The organism is Martelella sp. AMO21009 (genome assembly GCF_053484295.1).
This window is the reverse complement of record NZ_JBAKFR010000023.1, coordinates 25,733-47,481: the sequence shown is the minus strand read 5'-3', so window position 1 is coordinate 47,481 and position 21,749 is coordinate 25,733. Positions and strand designations below refer to the sequence as shown.

Genomic DNA, 21,749 nt, shown 5'->3' with positions numbered 1-21,749 from the left:
AGAGACCCCATGTCCCGATCCGAGCTTACCCATTACGACGCGCTGATTTATGTGATGGTGATGGCCTCCGCCGTCGACAGCGCGATGAGCGACACGGAAATGGCGCGGATCGGCCATATCACCCGCTCGCTGCCGGTATTCGACGGGTTCGACGAAAACGACCTCACCCGCATCGCCCATGACTGCGCCGGGATCGTGTCCGGGCCGGAGGGCATGGATATCGCGCTGGAAATCATCCGCGACACGCTGCCCAAGCAGCTCTACGACACGGCCTATGCGCTGGCCGTCGAGATCATGTCCGTCGATCAGGTTATCCGCGCCGAGGAAATCCGCCTGCTGCAGCTCCTCCGCGACCGACTCCACCTGGACAAGCTGACCTGCGCGGCGATCGAACGCGGCGCGATTGCTCGGTACCGCACCGTTTGAGGCGGCTTTCGCCGGTTCTAATTATCAACTTCGCTTGATTAGATATACCTAAAGTATTTCGCGGACCTATACTCCCGACCTAGTGCCGGACACATGGTTGAACGGCGCATTCCGACATCACCACAAAGCAACATTTCCAGCTTGTCTTTTCCGTTACCTTGAGTCTTTACTAGTAAGAAAAAATAAAATGGGCGCGCGGTAAAGAGGGGTATCATGTCCGTGTTCAAGCAGGCCGTTATCCGCACGCCGGATCGCGCCTCTGCTGCCCTGCGTTCGCTCCCGAAAGCGATCTGGAAGGAGCGCCAGATGTTACGTCGCCTCGGCTTTGACGAAACCGTCATCGAGGATGGGATCAAGGCCGCGCTCGCCAACAATACCACGATCGAAAAGGAGCTTCTTTTCAGCGGCGCGGTCGCTTCGGACGACTATTACAGGAGGCTCGCCCGCTATCTCGTGCTGCCATTCGTAAGCCACATCGATCCGGATTGCGTCACGGACCGCCCCGGGATCGACCGCCTCCTGGCCGACCCGCGCGGCCTCAGGCTCGACAGCGGAGAGGCCGAGCGCCGTTTCGCCGTGGTCCCCACCGTCGGCGATCTTGCTGATCTTCATCTCCGTCTGGCGTCGCGGCCCGAAATCAGGCGCTGCGTCATCATCACGACACCGGAAGCCGTGCGCGCGGCGGTCTGGAAGACCGGCGAAGGCCGGCGGCTCACCAACGCCGTCAACGACCTCATGGTCTGGGAGCCGCGCTTTTCCGCGCGGATCGTGTTCTGGGGCAAACAGGGCTTCCTGCTCGGTGGCGGCGCGGCGACGCTGATTGCCGGTCTCTTGTTCTTTCCCGCCGAGACCCTGCTGCTTGCCCATATCGCATTCACGACGCTCTACATGTTCGCCCTGCTCCTCCGTATCGCCGCGGTGCGGGCGAGACCCCGGGCGCACGCTCCAAAACCTAACACCGAGCCGCCGGACCTGCCGGTCTACACCGTCCTGATCCCGCTCTATCGCGAGGCCGGGATGATCGCGCAATTGACGGAGAGTATGCAACGCATCAACTGGCCGGCCTCCAAGCTCGATATCAAGCTGGTCTGCGAGGCGGATGACGCGGAAACCATCAACGCCATAGCGCGGGCCCGGCTGCCGTCGCAATTCGAGCTTGTGGTCGTGCCCGCCGGCGGCCCCCGGACCAAGCCGAATGCGCTCAACTACGCGCTCTGCGGCGCCAGGGGCCGGTTCGTGGTGATCTATGATGCCGAGGACCGGCCGCATCCCGACCAGTTGCGCGAAGCCTGGAACACGTTCCGGCAATCGCCGCGTGAGCTTGCGTGCCTTCAGGCGCCGCTGACGATCTCCAATGTCGGAAGAAACTGGATCACGGGGCTTTACGCCTGCGAATATGCCGGTCTTTTCCGCGGCATTCTGCCGTTTCTCGCTCTTCACCGGTTTCCGATACCGCTCGGCGGCACCTCCAACCATTTTCGCATTCAGGCGCTACGCGCCTGCCGCGGCTGGGATCCCTACAATGTCGCCGAGGATGCCGATCTGGGCCTTCGAATGCACCGGCTCGGCTATTATTGCGGGGTCATCACCGCGGAGACGCTGGAGGACGCGCCGACGGCGATCCGGCCCTGGATTGCCCAGCGATCGCGCTGGCTCAAGGGCTGGCTGCAGACGGCGCTGGTGGCGCTCAGGGAGCCGGGGCGGCTGCGCGACGAGCTGGGTCTGCTCGGCTTTGCCGTTTTCCTGTCCAATACCGGCGGGATGATCCTGTCATCGCTGTTGCACCCGCTCCTGTTCGTGTCGGTGCTGACGACCGGATGGCTGTTGCTCCACCCGGTTTCCGACCCGGGGCCGCTTCAGCAGATCCTGACCGGCATAGACCTGATCAACATTATCGCCAGCTACTGGATATTCCTGCGGCTGGGCGTGTCGAAAATGCGCAAGGGAGAAATGGTCAGCATGCGCGCAAGCGCCCTTTGGCTGCCGCTCTACTGGCTGATGCTGTCGTTTTCGGCCTGGAAGGCATTCGTGGAACTCTACCACGCGCCCTATCTGTGGCGCAAAACCGAGCACAAGCCAGCGGAAAAGTGAAGAGACCCTGGAGCGGGTAGCGGGAATCGAACCCGCGCGTTCAGCTTGGGAAGCTGACAGGCTACCATTACATCATACCCGCCCGTCCGATCGCGTCGGAAGCCGTTCCATACCACTGCCTGCGCACCGGCGGCAAGCTGAAAAAGCGAGGGTTCAGCGAACCGGCTGCAGCCCGCCGGCAAGCGTCGGCAACAGCTCCGAGACCGTGGGATGGATGGGCACCGCCCATTGCAGGTCTTTGGCCACAGCGCCCATGTTGATCAGGTTCAGGACGGCGTGGATCGCCTCATCTCCGCCGGGGCCGAGAATGGCGCCGCCGAGAAGCTTGCCGCTATCGGCATCGGCGATGAGCTTCATCAGCCCCGCCGTCTCGCCCTTTTCCTTCGCGCGGGAGACGTTGGTCATCGGCCGGCTGCTGACGGCGACATTGTAGCCGGCCCTTTTCGCTTCCGTCTCGCTCATCCCGGCGTGGCCGAGCGGCGGATCGGTGTAAAGCGCATAACCGGCGACGCGATCGTCGACCGAGCGCCTTTCGCCATCGAAAAGATTGGCGGCGACGATCTCGTAGTCATTATAGGACGTGTGGGTGAAGGCCCCGCGGCCATTGCAATCGCCGAGCGCGAAAATGCCGGGCTGGCTGGTCTCAAGACCGGGACCGACAGTCACGAAGCCCCGGTCATCGGTGGCGACGCCCGCCTTGTCGAGACCGAGATCGTCGGTGTTGGGCTTGCGGCCGAGCGCCACCAGCAGGTCCGATCCTGCGGCCGTCCGGGTCTCGCCGTCGCAATCGGCATGCATGACGATGCCGTCGCCGCGCCGCTCGACGCGGATGCACTCCGCGCCGGTCATCACCGTGATACGTTCATCCTCCAGGAAGCCGCGCACCGCCTCGCTGACCTCCGGGTCCTCGCGGCCGATCAGATGCGCGCCGCGCTCCACCACCGTTACCTTTGCGCCGAACCGGGCAAACATCTGGGCGAATTCCAGCCCGATATAGCTGCCGCCCAGCACCAGCAGGTGCTCAGGCAGACGGTCAAGGTTCACCATGTCGGTGTTGGTGAGATACGGAATTTCGGAGAGACCCTCGATATCCGGGACCGTCGGCCGGCCGCCGACATTGATGAAGATCTTCGGCGCGGTCAGCGTCTCATCGCCGATCGCGACCCGGTCGGGACCTTCGAATCGGGCATGGCCGCGCAGCAGCGTGACATTGTCGAGGCCCGTAAGCCAGCTTTCAAGGCCAGAGCGCGAGGCCCCGGCGATCTCGGCCGTGCGCGCCTGGACCCGCTTCATATCAACGCTGACGGAGCCACCGATATCCACGCCGAAATCAGCCGCAACCCTTGCCACATGGGCGGCGCGGGCGCTGGCAACCATGGTTTTGGTCGGCGTGCAGCCGGTGTTGACGCAGGTGCCGCCGACCTGATGACGCTCGATCAGCGCGACTTTCCGGCCTTCGGCGGCAAAACGCGCCGCAAGCGGCGGCCCCGCCTGCCCTGCTCCGATGATGATGGCGTCGTATATCCTCATAGGCTCCACACGATAGAGGCTGCGGCGAGAATGGCAACCGCATCCTCGATCAGGGCGGCAGGCCGGTCGCGGCCGAAACGCTCCGCGAGCCGCTGCCGGACGGCTGCACCGCCGAGCGTGCCGACCACCGCGCCGGCAACGCCAAGCACGAGGCCCGCGATCCAGAAGCCCGAGGCCAATCCGATCGCCGCGCCGCAGACCGCGCCCATGACGATGCGCGCGCCGAATTGCGGCGGCACCTTGCGGCTTGGCGTGGAGGGAAGCTGGTCGGTGACGAGTTCGACGAGCGCCAGCACGCTCAATATGCCGACGGCCCAGGGCGAGGCCAGAAAGGAGAGCCATGAGCCGGAAAGATCAAGGATGCCCAGCCAGGCGGCCCAGCTGATAGCAGCCGGCGCCGTCATCGCCCTTAGTCCCGCAACAATACCGATGAACAACGCCAGAAGATAAAGCATGCCGCCAACTCCCAACCCGGTTGTGATTTGTCAATTTACCACGGCGCGGTCGGGCCGCAATGTGAAAAGCGAGGGCAACGCGGCACTTGACGTCAGCGATTTTGCGGCTAAGTCTGGTGCAGTCCGGCGCATCCTGGAGGAGCCGCGACGAACCCGGTGCCGGGCCCCTCTGGCGAGAGTTTGACGGCGCTCTCGTGATGTCGGTACCGCCCGCAAATTAGCCGGCGGACATGGTTACCATGCTTCAGTATCCGATCTTTTGTGCGCGCGCGCAGCGTATGCGCATGCGCGCTTTCGCCAATTTTCTCAACGCAGCCTCCTTGCCGGAGGCGCGTCCATGAGAGCCTCCACCCTTTCCTATTTCAAATGGGCCTTTATCGTCACCCTGGCCGGGCTCGCGGCCAGCACGCTTTACGGCTATTTCAGCTTCGGCATAAGCGGCGCGCTTGCCTTCCTGTTCATCACCGCCGTGCTTGCGGTGCTGGAGATCTCGCTGTCCTTCGACAATGCCGTCGTCAACGCCAACAAGCTCAAGACCATGAGCCACGCATGGCAGCGGCGCTTTCTCACCTGGGGCATCCTGATCGCCGTTTTCGGCATGCGACTGGTATTCCCGCTGGTGATCGTGGTGCTTGCCGCCAAGATCGGGCCGCTTGCCGCCATTCACCTCGCCTTCGCCGAGCCGAAAGCCTATGCCGCGATCATGCATGACGCCCATCTGTCGATCGCGGCCTTCGGCGGCACCTTTCTGCTGATGGTCGGGCTTTCCTACTTCTTCGACCATGAAAAGGACGTGCACTGGTTCGCGCCGCTCGAAAAACCGATGGCGAGGCTCGCCGCGGTCAAGGGCATCGAAACCGGGATTGCGCTGGTGCTGGTCCTCATCTTCTCCACGCTGGTGGAGGATGCACGGGCGGAGGAGTTCTTCTATGCCGCGATCTACGGCCTTTTGACCTATCTGGCGATCGAGGTCTTCAGCGGCCTGATCGATGCGACCCAGACGCAGACTGCAAAGGCTGCGGCCCAGGGCGGCCTCGGCGCCTTCATCTATCTCGAGGTGCTCGATGCCAGCTTCTCCTTCGACGGCGTCATCGGCGCCTTCGCGCTGACCAAGAACCTGCTGGTGATCGCGATCGGTCTCGGCATCGGCGCGATGTATGTGCGCTCGCTGACCATCATGCTGGTCGATCGCCAGACGCTGTCGCATTTCCGCTTCCTGGAGCATGGCGCGTTCTACGCCATTCTGGTGCTGGCGGTGATCATGTATGCCCAGACGCTGCTGCACATTCCCGAGGCGATCACCGGGCTTGTGGGCGCGGGCCTGATTGCGCTTTCGCTGTGGTCCTCGATCCGGTGGCGCAAGCTGCAGGAACTCGCCGAGACGCTTTGACGGCCGGACCGGCGCTCTATTCGGCGGCCGCCTTGTGGAAGATCGCGATCTGGTTGAGGAAGGCGCGCACCAGCGCGGGCTTGAGCGGCTTGTGCTGGACGGCGATGTCCTCTTCCTCGGCCAGATCGCGCACCTCCTGGGTCCGGTCGGCGGTGATCAACAGCGCCGGGATATGGCGCTGGTAGTGTTCGCGCAGGATCGTTACCGCATCGACACCGCTTGCCCCATTGTCGAGATGATAGTCGGCGATGATCACGTCGGGGACGATATCGAGCGCGCGGGCTTCCTGTTGGCCACGCGCGACGTGCACATCGGCGCCCCAGCCGCCGAGCAGCACCCGCATGCCCTCCAGGATCGCCTCCTCATTGTCGATGCACAGCACCTTGAGCCCGGCGATCGCGTGGCCGGGCAGCTTGCCGGCCGGTTTCGCCGCAGGCTGGCCGCTTTCAACGCCGGCCTCGGCCAACGGAACGGAGAGGCGAAACACCGTCCCCTCCCCCGGCGCCGACGCCATCGTCACCGGGTGTTCGAGCATGCGCGCCAGCCGGTCGACGATCGACAGGCCAAGCCCCAGCCCCTGCGCCGCGCGCGCGCCCTCATCCAGCCGCGTGAACTCCTTGAACACGCTTTCGGCCTTTTCGGCGGGAATGCCGATGCCGGTGTCGTGCACCTCGATCACTGCGTGATCGCCCCTCCGCCTGGCGCCGACCAGCACCTTGCCGCTGACCGTATATTTGATCGCGTTGGACACGAGGTTCTGCACCAGACGTCTCAGCGCCTGCGCATCCGAGCGCACCTTGAGCGAGGACGGCACCACCACCAGTTCGAGGCCCTTTTCATCGGCAAGGGGCCTGAAATCGGTTTCGACCCGCTTCAGCGTGTCGCCGAGATTGACGGTGGTAAAATGCGGCTTCATCGCGCCGGCATCGAGCCGCGAGATGTCGAGCACGGCGCCGAGAATATCCTCGACCGATTGCAGGGCGGAATCGATCTTGTCGGAAAAACCGCGGACCTCACTTTCGGCCGGCAGCCGTTCGCCGAGCGCTGTGGCATAGAGCCGGGCGGCGTTGAGCGGCTGGAGAATATCGTGGCCGGCGGCGGAGAAGAACCGGGTCTTGCCGATATTGGCCTCGTCGGCCGCCGCCCGCGCCAGCCGCAGCGCCTTGTTGACCTCGGTGAGTTCGGCGGTGCGGGCTGCAACGCGTTGCTCCAGCGTTTCATTGGCCTGCTTGAGCGCGAGATCGGCCTCGACGCGCCGGGTGATGTCGGTGAAGGTCACGACCATGCCGGCATCGGGCATGGCGCGCGACTGCACCTCGATGATCCGCTTGCCGCTTTCCAGCACCATCGGGAAGGCGGTTTCGTGGGCGCGCAGCTTGCGCAAGGCCTCCTTCGCCTCATCGCCGGTCAGATCGCCGCGCGAGGACAGCCGGCCGATGATGTTGATCAGCGGATAGCCGACCTGGCCGACCTCTTCCGGAAGGTCGAGCAGCGCGCGGAACCGCTTGTTCCAGACGGTGAGCCGGTTGGCGGCGTCGAAGACGGCGATCCCCTCATCCATCTGCGAAAGCGCGGTCTGCAGCAGGCCCTGATTATACTGCAGCGCCTCGCTTGCCTGATCGAGCAGGAAGGCGGCATCGCCGGAGGCCGCCTCGGCGCGTTGCAACACCAGCGACAGCACCAGCCGCGCCGAGGACGAGCCGATGGCCGTGCCCAGCAACTGCTCGGAGAAATGGATGAGCGCCATATCGGCCTGCTCGTCATCGGCCATCCTGCGACCGGCCGTCCGCTCGAACGTGGCGAACGACCGCGCCGTTCTTTCCGCCCCGAGATAGCCTTTCAGCGTCTCGCGCAGCACGCCGACGGACACGCCGGTGCCGATGCCGCGCGCGGTCGACTGCCAGCGCGCCTGGCGCTTGACGAAAATGCCGGACTGGATGCGCTCCAGCGGCCGGGCCGGGCGGCTGAGCGAGCCGATCACGAGGCCCGCGATATTGACCAGCAGCGACAGGCAGGTGACGTTGAGCAGGATATCGGCGTCCGGGCCGGTGAACAGACCGGTGCCGGGGATCAGGAAATTCATCACCACGCCGGCGACGGCGGATTGATCCGGCCCGCCGAGGCTCGGCACGAACAGCAGATAGACCCAGGTAACGAAGCCGAGCGACAGGCCGACGATCGCGCCGCGCGCATTGGCGTTGCGCCAGACGAGCCCGATGAACAGCGCCGGCGCGACCTGCGCGATCGCCGCGAATGCCAGCAGCCCGATCGAAAACAGGCCGCGATCGCTGTCGATATGGCGATAATAGGCATAGCCGAGCAGCATGACGCCGAGGATCGAGGCGCGGCGGACATTGAGCAGCAGCGCGTAGAAATCATGCCGCCGGCCCTCGCCCGACATCATCCGACGTCTGAGGAAGATGGGGTTGACGATATCGTTCGACAGCATGATCGCCAGCGCCACGGAGGCAACGATGACCATGGCGGTGGCGGCCGAAAAGCCGCCGAGAAACGCGATCAGCGAAATCAACCGCTGGCCGGCGGCGATCGGCAGCTGCAGCACGTAGAGATCGGGGTCGGCGCCGGGGCCGAGCGTCATCGCCCCGCCGATGGCGACCGGCAGCACCAGAAGGTTGATCGCGATCAGATAGAGCGGAAACAGGAAGCGGGCGAGGTTCAACTCGCCTTCAGAGCGGTTTTCGACAACGGTGACGTGGAACTGGCGCGGCAGAAGCAGGATGGCACAGGCCGAAAGTCCGGTCAGCAAGATCCAGCGGCTGATCGGCGTCTCATAGCTGAGGGCTGCGGCCGTCACCGCGTTTTCACGCGCCTGGGTCAGAAGGTCGGCGGGTCCATCGAACAGAATGAACAGCGCGAACAGACCGACCGAGGCGAAGGCCACCAGCTTGATCACGGATTCCATCGCGATCGCCAGGATCAGGCCGTCCTGATGCTCCGTGGCATCGGTGTGGCGGGTGCCGAACACGATGGCGAAGCTTGCAAGCGCCAGCGTGACGGCGAGCGGCAGGCCGACGCCATAGGCAGCGCCCGCTGACAGGAATCCGGTTTCGCCGCCGACCATGACCGAGACCGAATCCGAGACCGCCTTCAATTGCAGCGCGATGTAGGGGATCGCCGCGGCGAGCGAAATGATCGCCACAAGGGCGGCGACGATCGGGTTCTTGCCGTAGCGGGCGGCGAGGAAATCTGCGACCGAGGTCAGCTTTTCCGCCTTTGCCAGCGCCACGATCCGCCGCACCACCGGCATGCCGACGGTGAACACCAGAATGGGACCGATATAGATACCGAGAAATTCCAGCCCGCGCGTTGACGCCAGCCCGACTCCGCCGAAGTAGGTCCAGGAGGTGCAGTAGACCGCGAGCGAGAGCGCATAGACCATATTGCGCCCGTCGCGCGGCCGCATCTGCCGCTTGGCCTGCCGGTCGCCGAAACTGGCGACGGCAAACAGCAGCAGGATGTAAAGCAGCGCCGACAACAATATCAGCCAGCCGGGCAACATCCGCGCATTCTCCCGTTTCCCATTGCGGCGCTCCCGGCCGCAGCCCTCACGATATGCCAAGGCCCGAGATTTTCAAATGCGACTGTCGCAGCACACCCATCAAAAGAATCAATTGATCAAAGCTTAAAATTCATGGCATTCACCACCTGCGCCATTTTAAGACTGGTGCGACAGGAGACCCGCATGCGCCTTACCGAAAACCTCAGCCGCCGTGCCCTCGAAGCCCCGGAAAGCGGCATCGTCGAGATCATCAATCACGCCCGCGGCCGCGACAATCTGCTGCCGCTCTGGGCCGGCGAAGGCGACCTGCCGACGCCCGCCTTCATCAGCGACGCCGCCAAGGCCGCGCTCGACAATGGCGAGACCTTCTACACCTATCAGCGCGGCATTCCCGAGCTCAGAAGCGCGATCGCCGATTATTACGCCCGCCATTTCAAGGCCCGGCTCTCGCCGGAGCACATCTATGTCACCGGCTCGGGCATGCACGCGATCAAGCTGATGGTCGAGGCGCTGACCGATGTCGGCGACGAGGCGATCTATTTCACGCCGTGCTGGCCCAATATCGCGGCAGCACTCGGCGTTTCCGGCGCCAGCAAGGTCGGCGTGCCGCTGACCTTCGCCGATGGCCGGTGGTCGCTCGATATCGAAGAGGTGGAGCGCGCGATCACGCCGAAGACCACGATGATCTTCGTTAACACGCCTGCCAATCCCACCGGGTGGACGGCAAGCCTCGACGACCTCAAGGCTCTGCTCGACCTGTCGCGCCGCCACGGCATCTGGATTCTGGCCGACGAGATCTACGCGCTCTATCACTATGCCGGCGGCCGCGCCGCCTCCTTCCTCGACATCATCGAAGAGGGCGACCGGGTGGTGTTCGCCAATTCCTTCTCCAAGAACTGGTCGATGACCGGCTGGCGCGTCGGCTGGATCGTCGCTCCGCCGGAGCTTGGCGACGCGATCGAGAACCTTGTGCAGTACACCACCTCGGGCGTCGCCCAGTTCATGCAGCGCGGGGCCGTTGCGGCGGTGACGGATGGCGACGATTTCGTCGCCGAGAACATTGCCCGGGCAACGGCCGGCCGCGACATCTTCTGCGATCGGCTGCTTCAGACCAACCGGGTCGAGACGCTGAAACCCGCCGGCGCGATCTATGCCTATCTGAAGATCGACGGCATCACCGACAGCCGAAAGGCCGCGCTCGATATCGTCGACAAGACCGGCGTCGGCCTCGCCCCGGGCTCCGCCTTCGGCAATGCAAGCGACCCGTTTTTGCGCGCCTGCTTCCTGCGCAACGGGGGCCAGTTGGCCGAGGCAGCCGACCGGCTTGCGGATTATATTGCGAAGCTTTGAGGGGGCGGCGGCACAGAATTGGCCGCATAGCCCCCCAATCTTCTCGCCCCGGAGGGGAGAGATGTCGCGAAAGCGACAGTGAGGGGGGAGTCTATCACCGCGAACGCCCTCGCGACTTGAAATGCTGCGCCACCCTCACTGCCCCTGTCGGGGCATCTCTCCCGCCAGCGGGAGAGAAGATTGGGGGGCTATGCGGCGGAGGCCGAGGCTGTCGCTTTACTCGCGAGAACGAAAAACAGAGGGACTTCGCCCCTACAGCTTCACCCGCCCCTTCACCAGTTGATCCTCCCACGCCAGAGCGTGTTTCACGATCGTGTCGAGGTCGTCATATTGCGGTTCCCAGCCGAGGATTTCGCGCACGCGGACGCTGTCGGCGACCAGCGCCGGCGGGTCGCCGGGGCGGCGGTCGGACATGTCGACGCGGAAGTCGACGCCGGAGACGCGCTTGATCGCGTCGACCACCTGCAGCACCGAAAAGCCATGGCCGTAGCCGCAATTGGCGACGAAATTCTCGCCGCCGTTCAGCAGGTGCATCAGCGCCTTCACATGAGCATCGATCAGATCGGTGACGTGGATATAATCGCGCAGGCAGGTGCCGTCCGGCGTCGGGTAGTCCGTGCCGAACACCTCCATGCGGTTGCGCCGGCCGGTTGCCGCCTGGGCGGCGATCTCGATCAGGTGAGTGGCATGCTCGCGGGTCTCGCCGGTGCGGCCTTCAGGGTCGGCGCCGGCGACGTTGAAATAGCGCAGCGCCGCATATTTGAGGCCGTAGGCGGCCGCGCTATCGCGCAGCATCACCTCGGTCATCAGCTTCGACCAGCCATAGGGCGAAACCGGCTGCAGGTTCTGCTCCTCGTCCAGAAGGTCCGCGCCGGGCTCGCCATAGACGGCGGCGGTCGAGGAAAACAGAAACGCCTCGACCTTGGCGGCGACCGCCGTTTCGATCAGCGCGCGGGATTTGACGGTGTTGTTTTCGTAATAGGTCAGCGGGTCGGCGACCGAATCCGAAACCACGATCGAACCGGCGAAATGCGCGATCGCATTGATGCCCTCATCGGCGATCAGCCGGCTGACCAGTTTGGAGTCGGCGATATCGCCCTTGACGAGCTTCGCCGCCTCCGGCACCAGTTCGCCGTGACCGGTGGACAGATCGTCCAGCACCACCACCTTCTCGCCGCGATCGACCAGCGCGTAGGCCATGTGGGATCCGACATAACCGGCGCCGCCGGTAACGAGAATGGTCATTTTGTTCTCCCTTGCCCGCCAATGCTCCGGCAGGTTCCTTCATGCGTGGCTCAGCCAGCGAGATAATGGATATCGGACAGGCCGCGCAACCGGTCGGCCGCCTGTTCCGGGGTCAGGTCGCGCTGCGGCGTGCCGAGCAGTTCGAAGCCGACCATGAATTTCTTCACCGTGGCCGACCGCAGCAGCGGCGGATAGAAATGGGCATGCATCACCCATTCCTCATGGGCCGCGCCATCGGTCGGACGCTGGTGAAAGCCCATCGAATAGGGAAACGAGGTGGCGAACAGATTGTCGTAGCGGATCGTGACCTTGGACAGCGCCTCGGCAAGCTGCACCCGCTCGCCCGCCTCCATTTCCTCCATCGAGCGGATATGGCGTTTCGGCAGCACCATGGTTTCGAATGGCCAGACCGCCCAATAGGGCACCAGCACGACGAAGCCGTCATTTTCAAACAGGATGCGCTCGCCGAGCCCGCGTTCCTGCGCGAGATAGGCCATCAGCAGCGGCGTGCCGTGCTGATCGTAATAGGCGCGCTGGGTTTCGGTCTCTTTCGCGGCGGCATTCGGCAGGTTGCGGCTTGCCCAGATCTGGCCGTGGGGATGGGGGTTGGAACAGCCCATCATCGCGCCCCGGTTTTCGAATATCTGAACGTGGCCGATATCCGGTCGTGCGCCGAGTTCAAGATACTGCTCCACCCAGGCATCGACAACCCGTGCGATATCATCAACGGCCATGCGGGCAAGCGTCAGGTCGTGGCGGGGCGAAAAGCAGATCACCCGGCAGATGCCGCTCTCGCCCTCCGCCATCAACAACCCGTCGCGAAAGCTCTCGGCGGGCGCATCTTCGGTCAGGGCGGCGAAATCGTTGTCGAACACGAAGGTGTGCGTGTAATCGGGGTTTTTCGCCCCGTTGATGCGGGTATTGCCGGCGCAGAGATAGCAGTCCGGATCATGCGCCGGCATGTCCGGCACCTCGGCATCCTCCACCTGTCCCTGCCAGGGGCGCTTGGAACGATGCGGCGATACCAGCACCCACTCGCCGGCAAGCGGATTGTAGCGACGGTGCGGATGATCGGTGAATGTGCTCATGTCTACGCTCAATCCGTAAGGGGCCCCACGCCATTTTTCGGCGCACAGGCAAAGATTTCCGATTTGTGCCCGGTGGCATCCTGATAGGCGGAGCGGACATTGGCGATGAAGCTTTCCACCGCGCCGCTTTCCACCAGCGCCACCACCGAGCCGCCGAAGCCGCCGCCAGTCATGCGCGCGCCATAAACGCCGGTCTGCGCCTGGGCGATATCGACGAGGCTATCGACCTCCTCGCAGGAAATTTCGTAATCGTCGCGCATGGAAACATGCGAGGCGTTCATCAGCCGCCCGAAAGTGTCGAGATCGGAATTCTGCAAGGCATCGGCCGCCTGCAGAACGCGCTCGTTCTCGGTGACGATATGGCGGCAGCGGCGATAGGTGAGGTCCGGCAGGAAATCGCGGTTCTCCTCGAGGTCCTCGAAACTGACGTCTCTCAGCGCCCGGATTTCGCCGAGCGCCGGACGGAGCAGCCTTACCCCCTCCTCGCAGGACTGGCGGCGCTTGTTGTACTCGCCATCGGCCAGCGCGTGATGCACCATGGAATTGGCGACCACGATCCGCGCCCTCGGATCGATCGGAACGGGCCGGCTTGCAAGCGAGCGGCAATCGATCATCAGCGCGTGATCGACCACGCCGTTGCAGGAGATGAACTGATCCATGATGCCGCAGCGCATGCCGACGAACTCGTTTTCCGCCTTCTGGCAAATCTTCGCAAGCTCGACCGTATCGACCTCGCGACCCGCCAGCGAAAGCAGGGCATAGCCGACCACCACCTCGAGCGCCGCCGAGGACGAGAGCCCCGCGCCGACCGGCACCGAGGAGGAAACCACGATATCGGCGCCGGAGAGCCTCACCCCCGATGCCTCCAGCATGACCGCGACGCCAAAGGCATAATCGGTCCAGTCGCCGCGCGGTTCGGGTTTCCCGCCGTCGAGATCGATTTCGGCGGACTTGCCATTGTTGAGGGAGTGAATGCGGATCACCCGGTCGGGGCGGGCAGCCGCCGCGGCCTGCGCCTCGTATTCAAGCGCCGCCGGCATCACGAAGCCGTCATTGTAATCGGTATGCTCGCCGATCAGATTGACTCGCCCCGGCGCGCGAAAGAACTGCGGCTCGCCATCAAAATGTTCAAGAAACCGCGCGCGCAGCAAGTCAATCGCAGGCATTCGAAATCCTCCCAATTCATGCCGGGTGCATTTGGGGTAGAAAACCCGGCCGCGTCAAGATGCGGTGCGTTCGCGGAGATCAGAGCCGTTTGCGGCGATGTGCAGGCAGCCCGCCGTCGGCCGCGTTCTGGCGGCCGCGACGCTTGGCACGACCGAGTGAACCAGTCTGCTCACAAACGTCTCCCACATTTGGGGTCATCCTCGGGCTGGACCCGAGGATCCAGGACGCCCGGCAAGGGGTCGCCATAAATATTATAAAATTCAGATGCTTAAGCCATCTGCATGCTCGGATAAAGTCCGAGCATGCCCCAGGCACGAGGTGCGGATGACCCTTGATGAACATGCGTCGTGCTTTGTCAGCAGTCTGGAAAATGCATCTTCTTGCGAATCATTCGCAATAGCGTTTGACACGCCCGTGAAACCTCGCCATATTAGTTGCAAATAATTCTTAACTGCATTCAAGGGATACATAGATGCGCTTTGCCAGCACGGTCGCCATGGTGACGATCGCCATGATCGGGACCTCCGCGTTTGCCGCCGACAAGCCGAAAGTGGTGACCACCTTCACGGTAATCGCCGACATGGCGGAGAATGTCGCGGGCGAGCATGCGGAGGTGGTTTCGATCACCAAGCCGGGCGCGGAAATCCACGGCTATGCCCCGACGCCGCGCGACATATTGAATGCCCGCGATGGCGACATCATTCTTTCCAACGGCCTCAATCTCGAGCGCTGGTTCGAAAAATTCCTGCAGAATCTGGGCGATGTGCCGAATGTCGTTGTCTCCGAAGGCATCGATCCCATCGATATCGCCGGCGGCGAATATGACGGCAAGCCCAACCCCCATGCATGGATGTCGCCCGACAGCGCCGAAATCTATGTTATGAATATCCGCGATGCGCTGATCGAGATCGACCCTGACAATGCCGAGGCCTATACGGAAAACGCCCGCGCCTATGCCGATGAGATCGCCGCCCGGCTCCAGCCGATGCGCGCCATGCTGGCCGACGTGCCGGAGGAAAAACGCTGGCTGGTGACGAGCGAAGGCGCATTTTCCTATCTTGCCCGCGACCTTGACCTGAAGGAACTCTATCTCTGGCCGGTCAATGCCGACCAGCAGGGCACGCCCCAGCAGATCCGCGAAGTAATCGACACCATGCGGGCGAACGATATCGGCGTGATCTTTTCCGAAAGCACGGTCTCCGACAAGCCGGCCCGCCAGATCGCGCGCGAAACCGGGGCGGATTATGGCGGCGTGCTCTATGTCGACAGCCTGAGCGAGCCGGACGGCCCGGTGCCCACCTATCTCGACCTGTTGTCGGTGACGACCGAAACCGTGGCGAAAGGCCTCACCGAATGACAAAAGCCGAGCCCGGCCTTGCGGTTCGCGAAGCGACCGTGACCTATCGCAACGGCCACACCGCGCTCGCCAATGCCAGTTTCGAGATCCCGCGCGGCACGATCACGGCGCTGGTCGGCGTCAACGGCGCCGGAAAATCCACGCTGTTCAAGGCGATCATGGGCTTCGTGCCGCTGGCCCGCGGCACTGTCGAAATCCTCGGCCAGCCGGCGCGCGCGGCGCTGAAACAGAACCTCGTCGCCTATGTTCCGCAATCCGAGGAGGTCGACTGGAACTTTCCGGTGCTGGTCGAAGACGTGGTGATGATGGGGCGCTACGGCCATATGGGCTTCATGCGCCGCCCTTCCCGCATCGATCGCGACATGGTCGCTGCCGCCCTCGAACGGGTCAACATGACCGCTTTTTCCAAGCGCCAGATCGGCGAGCTTTCGGGCGGGCAGCGCAAGCGCGTGTTTCTGGCCCGCGCGCTGGCGCAGGAAGGCCAGGTGATCCTGCTCGACGAACCCTTCACCGGCGTCGACGTGAAGACCGAGGAGCAGATCATCAAGCTTCTCGGCGAATTGCGCGACGAGGGCCGGATCATGCTGGTCTCGACCCACAATCTCGGCTCGGTGCCCGAATTCTGCGACCGGGCGGTGTTCGTCAAGGGCACGGTGCTGGCCTATGGCCCGACGGAGACCACCTTCACCCAGGCCAATCTGGAAAAGGCATTCGGCGGCGTGCTGCGCCATTTCGTGCTGGAGGGCCCAGCTCTTCATGACGACGAGGACCCACGCCGGCTGAAGGTGATCACCGATGACGAACGGCCCTTCGTGATCTATGGCGAGCGCGGCACGGATACCGCGCCGGCGGCAAGCCGGGGGAGAGGCGGCGATGCTTGACCGGCTGATTGAACCGCTTGCCTACGGCTATATGCTGAACGCGATCTGGGTCAGCGCGCTGGTCGGCTGCGTCTGCGGCTTCCTCTCCGCCTATCTGATGCTGAAGGGCTGGTCGCTGATCGGCGATGCGCTGTCCCATTCGATCGTGCCCGGCGTCGCCGGCGCCTATATGCTCGGCCTTCCGTTCTCACTCGGCGCCTTTGCCGCCGGCGGCCTTGCCGCGGGCGCGATGCTGTTCTTCAACAACAAGACAAGGCTGAAGGAAGACGCGATCATCGGCCTGATCTTCACAGGCTTTTTCGGCCTCGGCCTGTTCATGGTCTCGATCTCGCCGGTTCCGATCGACATCCAGACCATCATCATGGGCAATGTGCTGGCGATCACGCGTTCCGACACCATACAGCTTGCAATCATCGGCGGCGTGACCCTGGCCCTGCTGGCGTTGAAGTGGAAGGACCTGATGGTGGTGTTCTTCGACGAGAACCATGCCCGCTCGATCGGCATCAACCCCGACGCCATGAAGCTGCTGTTCTTCACCCTGCTCGCGGCATCCACCGTAGCCGCGCTGCAGACGGTCGGCGCGTTTCTTGTGATCGCGCTTGTCGTCACCCCTGGCGCGACCGCCTATCTTCTGACCGACCGCTTCCCGCGGCTGATCGCGCTCGCCGCCCTGATCGGCGCGGCCACCTCGGCGCTCGGAGCCTATATCTCCTATTTCCTCGACGGAGCGACCGGCGGCGTGATCATCGTCATGCAGACGGCGCTGTTCCTGATCGCCTTCGCGTTCGCGCCCAAGCACGGGCTGCTGGCGGCGAAGCGACGGGCCCGTCTTGCCCTTGCGGAGGCTAAGCCATGAGCGATTTCTGGATGATGGCCACCTTTCCCTTCCAGCTCGATTTCATGCTCAAGGCCTTCGCGATCACGCTGATGGTCGCCGCGCCGATGGCGCTCTTATCCTGCCTTCTGGTGCTCAAGGGCTGGTCGCTGATGGGCGATGCGGTTTCCCATGCGGTGCTGCCGGGCGTGGTGCTCGCCTATATGATCGGCCTGCCGCTCGGGCTTGGCGCCTTCGTCGCCGGCATGGTCTGCGCGCTCTCGACCGGGTTTCTCGCCGAAAACAGCCGGGTGAAGGAGGATACGGTGCTTGGCATCGTGTTCTCCGGCATGTTCGGGCTGGGCCTCGTGCTCTACGTGAAGGTCCACTCCGCCGTCCACCTCGATCACATCCTGTTCGGCGACATGCTCGGCATTACCGCACGGGACCTCATCGAGGCCGGATTGATCGCGCTGGCGGCGACCGCGTTTCTGGTGCTGAAGCGCAAGGATCTGCTGGTCCATGCCTTCGACGAGCAGCACGCCCGCGCCATCGGCCTGCCGACGAAGCTCCTGCATTACGGGCTGCTGATCGTACTGTCGCTGACGGTGGTCGCGGCGCTGAAGGCGGTCGGCATCATCCTGTCGGTCGCGCTGCTGGTGGCGCCGGGCGCGATCGCGTTTTTGTGGACGCGGCGGTTTTCCGCGATGCTGCTTGTGGCGCTCGCCGTGGCGCTCGGCTCGACGCTCACCGGCATCTATGCGAGCTTCTATATCGACAGCGCCCCTGCCCCCACCATCGTGCTGGTGATGACGCTCGTCTTCATCGCCAGCTTCCTGCGGACCATGCTGGTCGCCGGACGTCGCGCGCGTCAGGCGGTTTCCACATCCCAGTAGAGCGGGAATTTCGGATCGAAGACGGTGACCGGACCAGCCCCGGTCTCCCGCTTTTCCGGATATTGCACCGGCTCGTCGCGTTTGATGAGCGTGATCGTCTCCTCGTTCGGCTTCAGCCCGTACCATGCCGGACCGTTGAGCGAGGCGAAGGCTTCGAGCTTGTCGAGCGCTCCTTCGTTTTCGAACACATGGGCAAGGCAGCTCATCGTGTTGGGCGCGGTGTAGATGCCAGCGCAGCCGCAGCCGCATTCCTTGGCGGGATCGACATGGGGCGCGGAATCCGTGCCCAGGAAAAACCGCTTGTCGCCCGAGGTCGCGGCCGCCACCAGCGCCTTGCGGTGTTCCTCGCGCTTGGCGACCGGCAGGCAGTAGTAATGCGGGCGGATGCCGCCGACGAGGATATCGTTGCGGTTGATGATCAGATGATGGGTGGTCAGCGAGCCGGCCAGATTCTTGCGCGCGTCCCTGATGTAATCGACGCCATCCCTGGTCGTGACGTGCTCCATGGTGATCTTCAGCTCCGGCAGCCGCCACCTGATCTTGTCCAGCACGGTTTCGATGAACACGGCCTCGCGGTCGAAAATGTCCACATCCTTGTCGGTGACCTCGCCATGGACGCAGAGATTGAGCCCGATCTCAGCCATCTTCTCCAGCACCGGCATGGCATTGTCGATATTGCGCACGCCGCTGGCGGAATTGGTAGTCGCGCCGGCGGGATAGAGCTTGACCGCCTTGATCAGGCCCTCGCTGAAGGCCGATGCGACATCGGCGGGCTCGGTGGTCTCGGTCAGATACAGCGTCATCAGCGGCGTGAAGCGCGCACCCGCCGGAAGGGCCGCAACGATGCGACCGCGATAGGCCGCGGCGTCCACGGCGGTCACTACCGGCGGCACCAGATTGGGCATGATGATCGCGCGGCCGAAGTGGCGCGCGGTGTCGCCGATCACGCCTTCCATCATCGCGCCGTCGCGCAAATGCAGGTGCCAGTCATCGGGGCGGCGGATCGTCAGGCTCTTCATCGCATATCTCCAGGGCGCTCTCGTTGAGGGCATAATGCCTCCACGCGAAAATTGGAAGCCTCGGCAGGCCACCAGCCCTTGCCGCGAAATTCTGACGGTTTGAGGGAAAGGCATTGTCTCACTGCACCGCGGGATTTAAATAAACCCATCAACCGGCCGGGAGATAACCACATGACAGCACCGCGCATCGACATCAATTGCGACATGGGCGAGAGCTTCGGCGCATGGGACAAGGGTGACGATGCCGAGATGCTGAAGATCGTCTCCTCGGCCAATGTCGCCTGCGGCTTCCATGCCGGCGATCCCGACACGATGGCGAAAACCTTCGTGCTGGCGCGCGACCGCAATGTCGCCGTCGGCGCCCATCCGGGCTTTGCCGATCTCATGGGCTTCGGGCGCAGGCGCATTCCCTATTCCGCGACCGAGATCGAGCGACTGGTCGCCTATCAGATCGGCGCGGCGCAGGCGATGGCGCAATATGTCGGCCACCCCATCACCCATGTGAAGCCCCATGGCGCGCTCGGAAATCTCGCGCAGGAAAACAAGGAGGTCGCCCGCGCGATCTGCAATGCCATCAAGGCGGTCGACCCCGCCCTGATCTGCCTCACGATCGCCCACGGCGAGCAGCAGCGCGCGGCCACGGAAATGGGTCTGACGGTGGTGTCGGAAGTCTTCGCCGACCGCGCTTACGGCGACGATGGTCTGCTGGTGTCGCGCGGCCTGCAGGGCGCGGTGGTCCACGACCCAGAAGAGGCCGCGCGCCGCGTCGGCGAAATGGTGCGCGAAGGCGCGATCATCACCCTTTCCGGCAAACGAATCCCCACAGCCATCGATTCGATCTGCGTCCATGGCGATACGCCCGGAGCCATTCCGATTGCGGCTGCCGTGCGGGCGGGCCTGGAAAAACAGGGCTACGCCATCACCAATTTCATCCACTGATTGCCGCGCATATATCCTGCAGCGCGAAAACCGTTTCCGATTTTCGCGCCAATGCGCTAGGCACGAACCGGCCCTTCCGCTTGCCAAAGGCGGAGCATGACAAGGCCGGAGACGCCCGATGACCGACAGCAATGCCTTCCGCAACATCAATATCCTGACAATGGGACAGGCCATCGGCGGCGCCGCGCCGCCGATCGTGATCTCGCTTGGCGGGATTGTCGGCACGGCGCTGGCGCCGGACCCGGCCTTCGCGACCTTTCCGGTCAGCCTCTACAATGTGGGGGTCGCCGTCGGCACCCTGCCGGCGGCATGGATCATGCGCCGCTTCGGCCGGCGCGAGGGCTATATTTTCGGCGCGATGATCGGCATCCTCGGCGGGCTTCTGGCCGCAACGGCAATCACCGCCGGCCTGTTCCTGCTGTTTTGCCTCGCGATCATGACCGTCGGGCTTTACGGCTCCTATATCCAGAGCTTCCGTTTCGCCGCCGCCGACACCGCCGATGGCGACATGAAGGCGAAGGCGATTTCGCGGGTCATGATCGGCGGGCTAGCAGCCGCGATCATCGGCCCGCAGGTGGCGATCTGGACGGTCGATGCCGTGCCCGGCCACCCCTATGTCGCAAGCTTCATCGGGTTGTCCGCGCTGGCGTTGATCACGCTGCTGCTGGTCTCGCGGCTGAGAATCCCGCGCCCCGTTGCCGTTACCATCTCCGGCGGACGGCCGCTGTCCGAGATCGCCCGCTCGCCCCGTTTCATCATGGCGGCCGCCACCGGCGTCGTTTCCTACGCGCTGATGGCCTTCATCATGACGGCGACGCCGCTCGCCATGGTCGCCTGCGGCCATTCCGTCGGCCAGGCGACGCTCGGCATTCAGTGGCATGTGCTGGCGATGTTCGGGCCGAGCTTCGTCACCGGAAGGCTGATTGCCCGCTTCGGCAAGGAAACGATCGCCGCGACCGGTCTGGCGCTGATTGCCGCCTGCTCGGCGATCGCGCTTTCCGGCCTCGGGCTCACGCATTTCTGGCTGGCGCTGATCCTGCTCGGCGTCGGCTGGAATTTCGGCTTCATCGGCGCAACCGCGATGATCACCGACTGCCACACCCCGGAAGAGCGCGGCAAGGTGCAAGGCCTCAACGATTTCCTCGTCTTCGGCTCCACCGCCACCGCCTCCTTCCTCGCCGGCGCGCTGGTGCATATCGACAATGGCTGGAGCATGATGAACTGGCTGGTGTTCCCAGCCGTGGGGCTGGTGCTGGTGCCGCTCGTCTTCAGCCGCAGGCTTTTTGCGCGGGCCGGCTGAGAAGGCTACCGGCCGAAGCCGCAGCTTCAGAGCCTTTGATGCCCGCCAGCCTCTCCCACAGGGGGATGCTCGGGCTTGACCCGAGCATCCATACTGAGCCGGCAATGGATTCTGACTTTTTGACGCCGTGCGCACCCGCCTGGATCCTCGGGTCAAGCCCGAGGATGACACCAGTGCGTGTGGCAAGGTCCCTCAACCATCAGAGCTGCCAGATGGAACGGGCAGCGTAGAGCGCCGTGCATGCATTCGGACGCACAAAGGACGCTCCAACCTATTGAAGC

17 protein-coding genes and 1 tRNA gene are annotated in these 21,749 nt (G+C 63.9%); 10 read left to right on the top strand and 8 right to left on the bottom strand.

Annotation, left to right across the window (positions count from 1 at the left end; all coding sequences use genetic code 11):
• The first annotated feature begins 9 nt into the window (after positions 1-9).
• Positions 10-426 (top strand): tellurite resistance TerB family protein, encoded by a 417-nt coding sequence (locus tag V6766_RS19565; RefSeq protein ID WP_448469308.1) that lies wholly within the window; start codon positions 10-12, stop codon positions 424-426.
• Between the two features lie 213 nt (positions 427-639).
• Positions 640-2,517, top strand: a complete 1,878-nt coding sequence (locus V6766_RS19560; protein WP_448469306.1) for a glycosyltransferase family 2 protein — start codon at positions 640-642, stop codon at positions 2,515-2,517.
• Positions 2,518-2,525: 8 nt separating this feature from the next.
• On the opposite strand, the gene V6766_RS19555 is transcribed toward V6766_RS19560, so the two are convergent.
• The 3 genes from V6766_RS19555 to V6766_RS19545 form a co-directional block, all read right to left on the bottom strand.
• A tRNA-Gly gene (locus V6766_RS19555) sits at positions 2,526-2,599 on the bottom strand.
• Positions 2,600-2,670: 71 nt separating this feature from the next.
• Positions 2,671-4,047 carry an FAD-containing oxidoreductase gene (locus V6766_RS19550; RefSeq protein ID WP_448469304.1) on the bottom strand — a complete coding sequence of 459 codons (1,377 nt, stop codon included), beginning with the start codon at positions 4,045-4,047 and terminating at the stop codon, positions 2,671-2,673.
• On the bottom strand, positions 4,044-4,502 hold the full coding sequence (locus V6766_RS19545; RefSeq protein WP_448469302.1) for a DUF4126 family protein: 459 nt from the start codon (positions 4,500-4,502) through the stop codon (positions 4,044-4,046). The genes V6766_RS19550 and V6766_RS19545 overlap by 4 nt, the downstream gene beginning before the upstream one ends.
• A gap of 337 nt (positions 4,503-4,839) precedes the next feature.
• Between V6766_RS19545 and V6766_RS19540 the strand changes: the two genes are divergently transcribed.
• On the top strand, positions 4,840-5,892 hold the full coding sequence (locus V6766_RS19540; protein ID WP_448469300.1) for a DUF475 domain-containing protein: 1,053 nt from the start codon (positions 4,840-4,842) through the stop codon (positions 5,890-5,892).
• Between the two features lie 16 nt (positions 5,893-5,908).
• On the opposite strand, the gene V6766_RS19535 is transcribed toward V6766_RS19540, so the two are convergent.
• Positions 5,909-9,412, bottom strand: a complete 3,504-nt coding sequence (locus tag V6766_RS19535) for a PAS-domain containing protein (RefSeq protein ID WP_448469298.1) — start codon at positions 9,410-9,412, stop codon at positions 5,909-5,911.
• A gap of 183 nt (positions 9,413-9,595) precedes the next feature.
• Between V6766_RS19535 and V6766_RS19530 the strand changes: the two genes are divergently transcribed.
• Positions 9,596-10,762: a pyridoxal phosphate-dependent aminotransferase gene (locus V6766_RS19530; RefSeq protein ID WP_448469296.1), complete on the top strand. Its 1,167-nt coding sequence runs from the start codon at positions 9,596-9,598 to the stop codon at positions 10,760-10,762.
• Between the two features lie 252 nt (positions 10,763-11,014).
• Here V6766_RS19530 and galE read toward each other — a convergent pair whose 3' ends face one another.
• The 3 genes from galE to V6766_RS19515 are packed head-to-tail and all read right to left on the bottom strand — an operon-like array spanning position 11,015 to position 14,261.
• Positions 11,015-12,007 (bottom strand): UDP-glucose 4-epimerase GalE, encoded by a 993-nt coding sequence (galE, locus tag V6766_RS19525; RefSeq protein WP_448469294.1) that lies wholly within the window; start codon positions 12,005-12,007, stop codon positions 11,015-11,017.
• A 50-nt stretch (positions 12,008-12,057) separates the two neighbouring features.
• Positions 12,058-13,095 carry a UDP-glucose--hexose-1-phosphate uridylyltransferase gene (locus tag V6766_RS19520; protein WP_448469292.1) on the bottom strand — a complete coding sequence of 346 codons (1,038 nt, stop codon included), beginning with the start codon at positions 13,093-13,095 and terminating at the stop codon, positions 12,058-12,060.
• Positions 13,096-13,103: 8 nt separating this feature from the next.
• On the bottom strand, positions 13,104-14,261 hold the full coding sequence (locus tag V6766_RS19515) for a galactokinase (RefSeq protein WP_448469290.1): 1,158 nt from the start codon (positions 14,259-14,261) through the stop codon (positions 13,104-13,106).
• A gap of 473 nt (positions 14,262-14,734) precedes the next feature.
• On the opposite strand from V6766_RS19515, the gene V6766_RS19510 reads away from it, so the two are divergent.
• The 4 genes from V6766_RS19510 to V6766_RS19495 are packed head-to-tail and all read left to right on the top strand — an operon-like array spanning position 14,735 to position 18,210.
• On the top strand, positions 14,735-15,619 hold the full coding sequence (locus tag V6766_RS19510) for a metal ABC transporter substrate-binding protein (RefSeq protein ID WP_448469288.1): 885 nt from the start codon (positions 14,735-14,737) through the stop codon (positions 15,617-15,619).
• On the top strand, positions 15,616-16,500 hold the full coding sequence (locus V6766_RS19505) for a manganese/iron ABC transporter ATP-binding protein (protein WP_448469286.1): 885 nt from the start codon (positions 15,616-15,618) through the stop codon (positions 16,498-16,500). The genes V6766_RS19510 and V6766_RS19505 overlap by 4 nt, the downstream gene beginning before the upstream one ends.
• Positions 16,493-17,356: a metal ABC transporter permease gene (locus V6766_RS19500; RefSeq protein WP_448469284.1), complete on the top strand. Its 864-nt coding sequence runs from the start codon at positions 16,493-16,495 to the stop codon at positions 17,354-17,356. Before V6766_RS19505 ends, V6766_RS19500 begins: the two co-directional genes overlap by 8 nt.
• Complete coding sequence (locus tag V6766_RS19495; RefSeq protein ID WP_448469282.1) at positions 17,353-18,210, top strand: metal ABC transporter permease; 858 nt, start codon at positions 17,353-17,355, stop codon at positions 18,208-18,210. The genes V6766_RS19500 and V6766_RS19495 overlap by 4 nt, the downstream gene beginning before the upstream one ends.
• On the opposite strand, the gene pyrC is transcribed toward V6766_RS19495, so the two are convergent.
• Positions 18,186-19,229, bottom strand: a complete 1,044-nt coding sequence (gene pyrC, locus V6766_RS19490) for a dihydroorotase (RefSeq protein WP_448469280.1) — start codon at positions 19,227-19,229, stop codon at positions 18,186-18,188. The genes V6766_RS19495 and pyrC overlap by 25 nt on opposite strands.
• 171 nt (positions 19,230-19,400) lie before the next feature.
• Here pyrC and V6766_RS19485 point away from each other — a divergent pair, with 171 nt between their 5' ends.
• Both V6766_RS19485 and V6766_RS19480 read left to right on the top strand, forming a co-directional pair.
• Complete coding sequence (locus tag V6766_RS19485) at positions 19,401-20,168, top strand: LamB/YcsF family protein (RefSeq protein WP_448469278.1); 768 nt, start codon at positions 19,401-19,403, stop codon at positions 20,166-20,168.
• Positions 20,169-20,286: 118 nt separating this feature from the next.
• Positions 20,287-21,468, top strand: coding sequence for an MFS transporter (locus V6766_RS19480; RefSeq protein ID WP_448469276.1), 1,182 nt, complete (start codon positions 20,287-20,289; stop codon positions 21,466-21,468).
• The last annotated feature ends 281 nt before the right edge of the window (positions 21,469-21,749 follow it).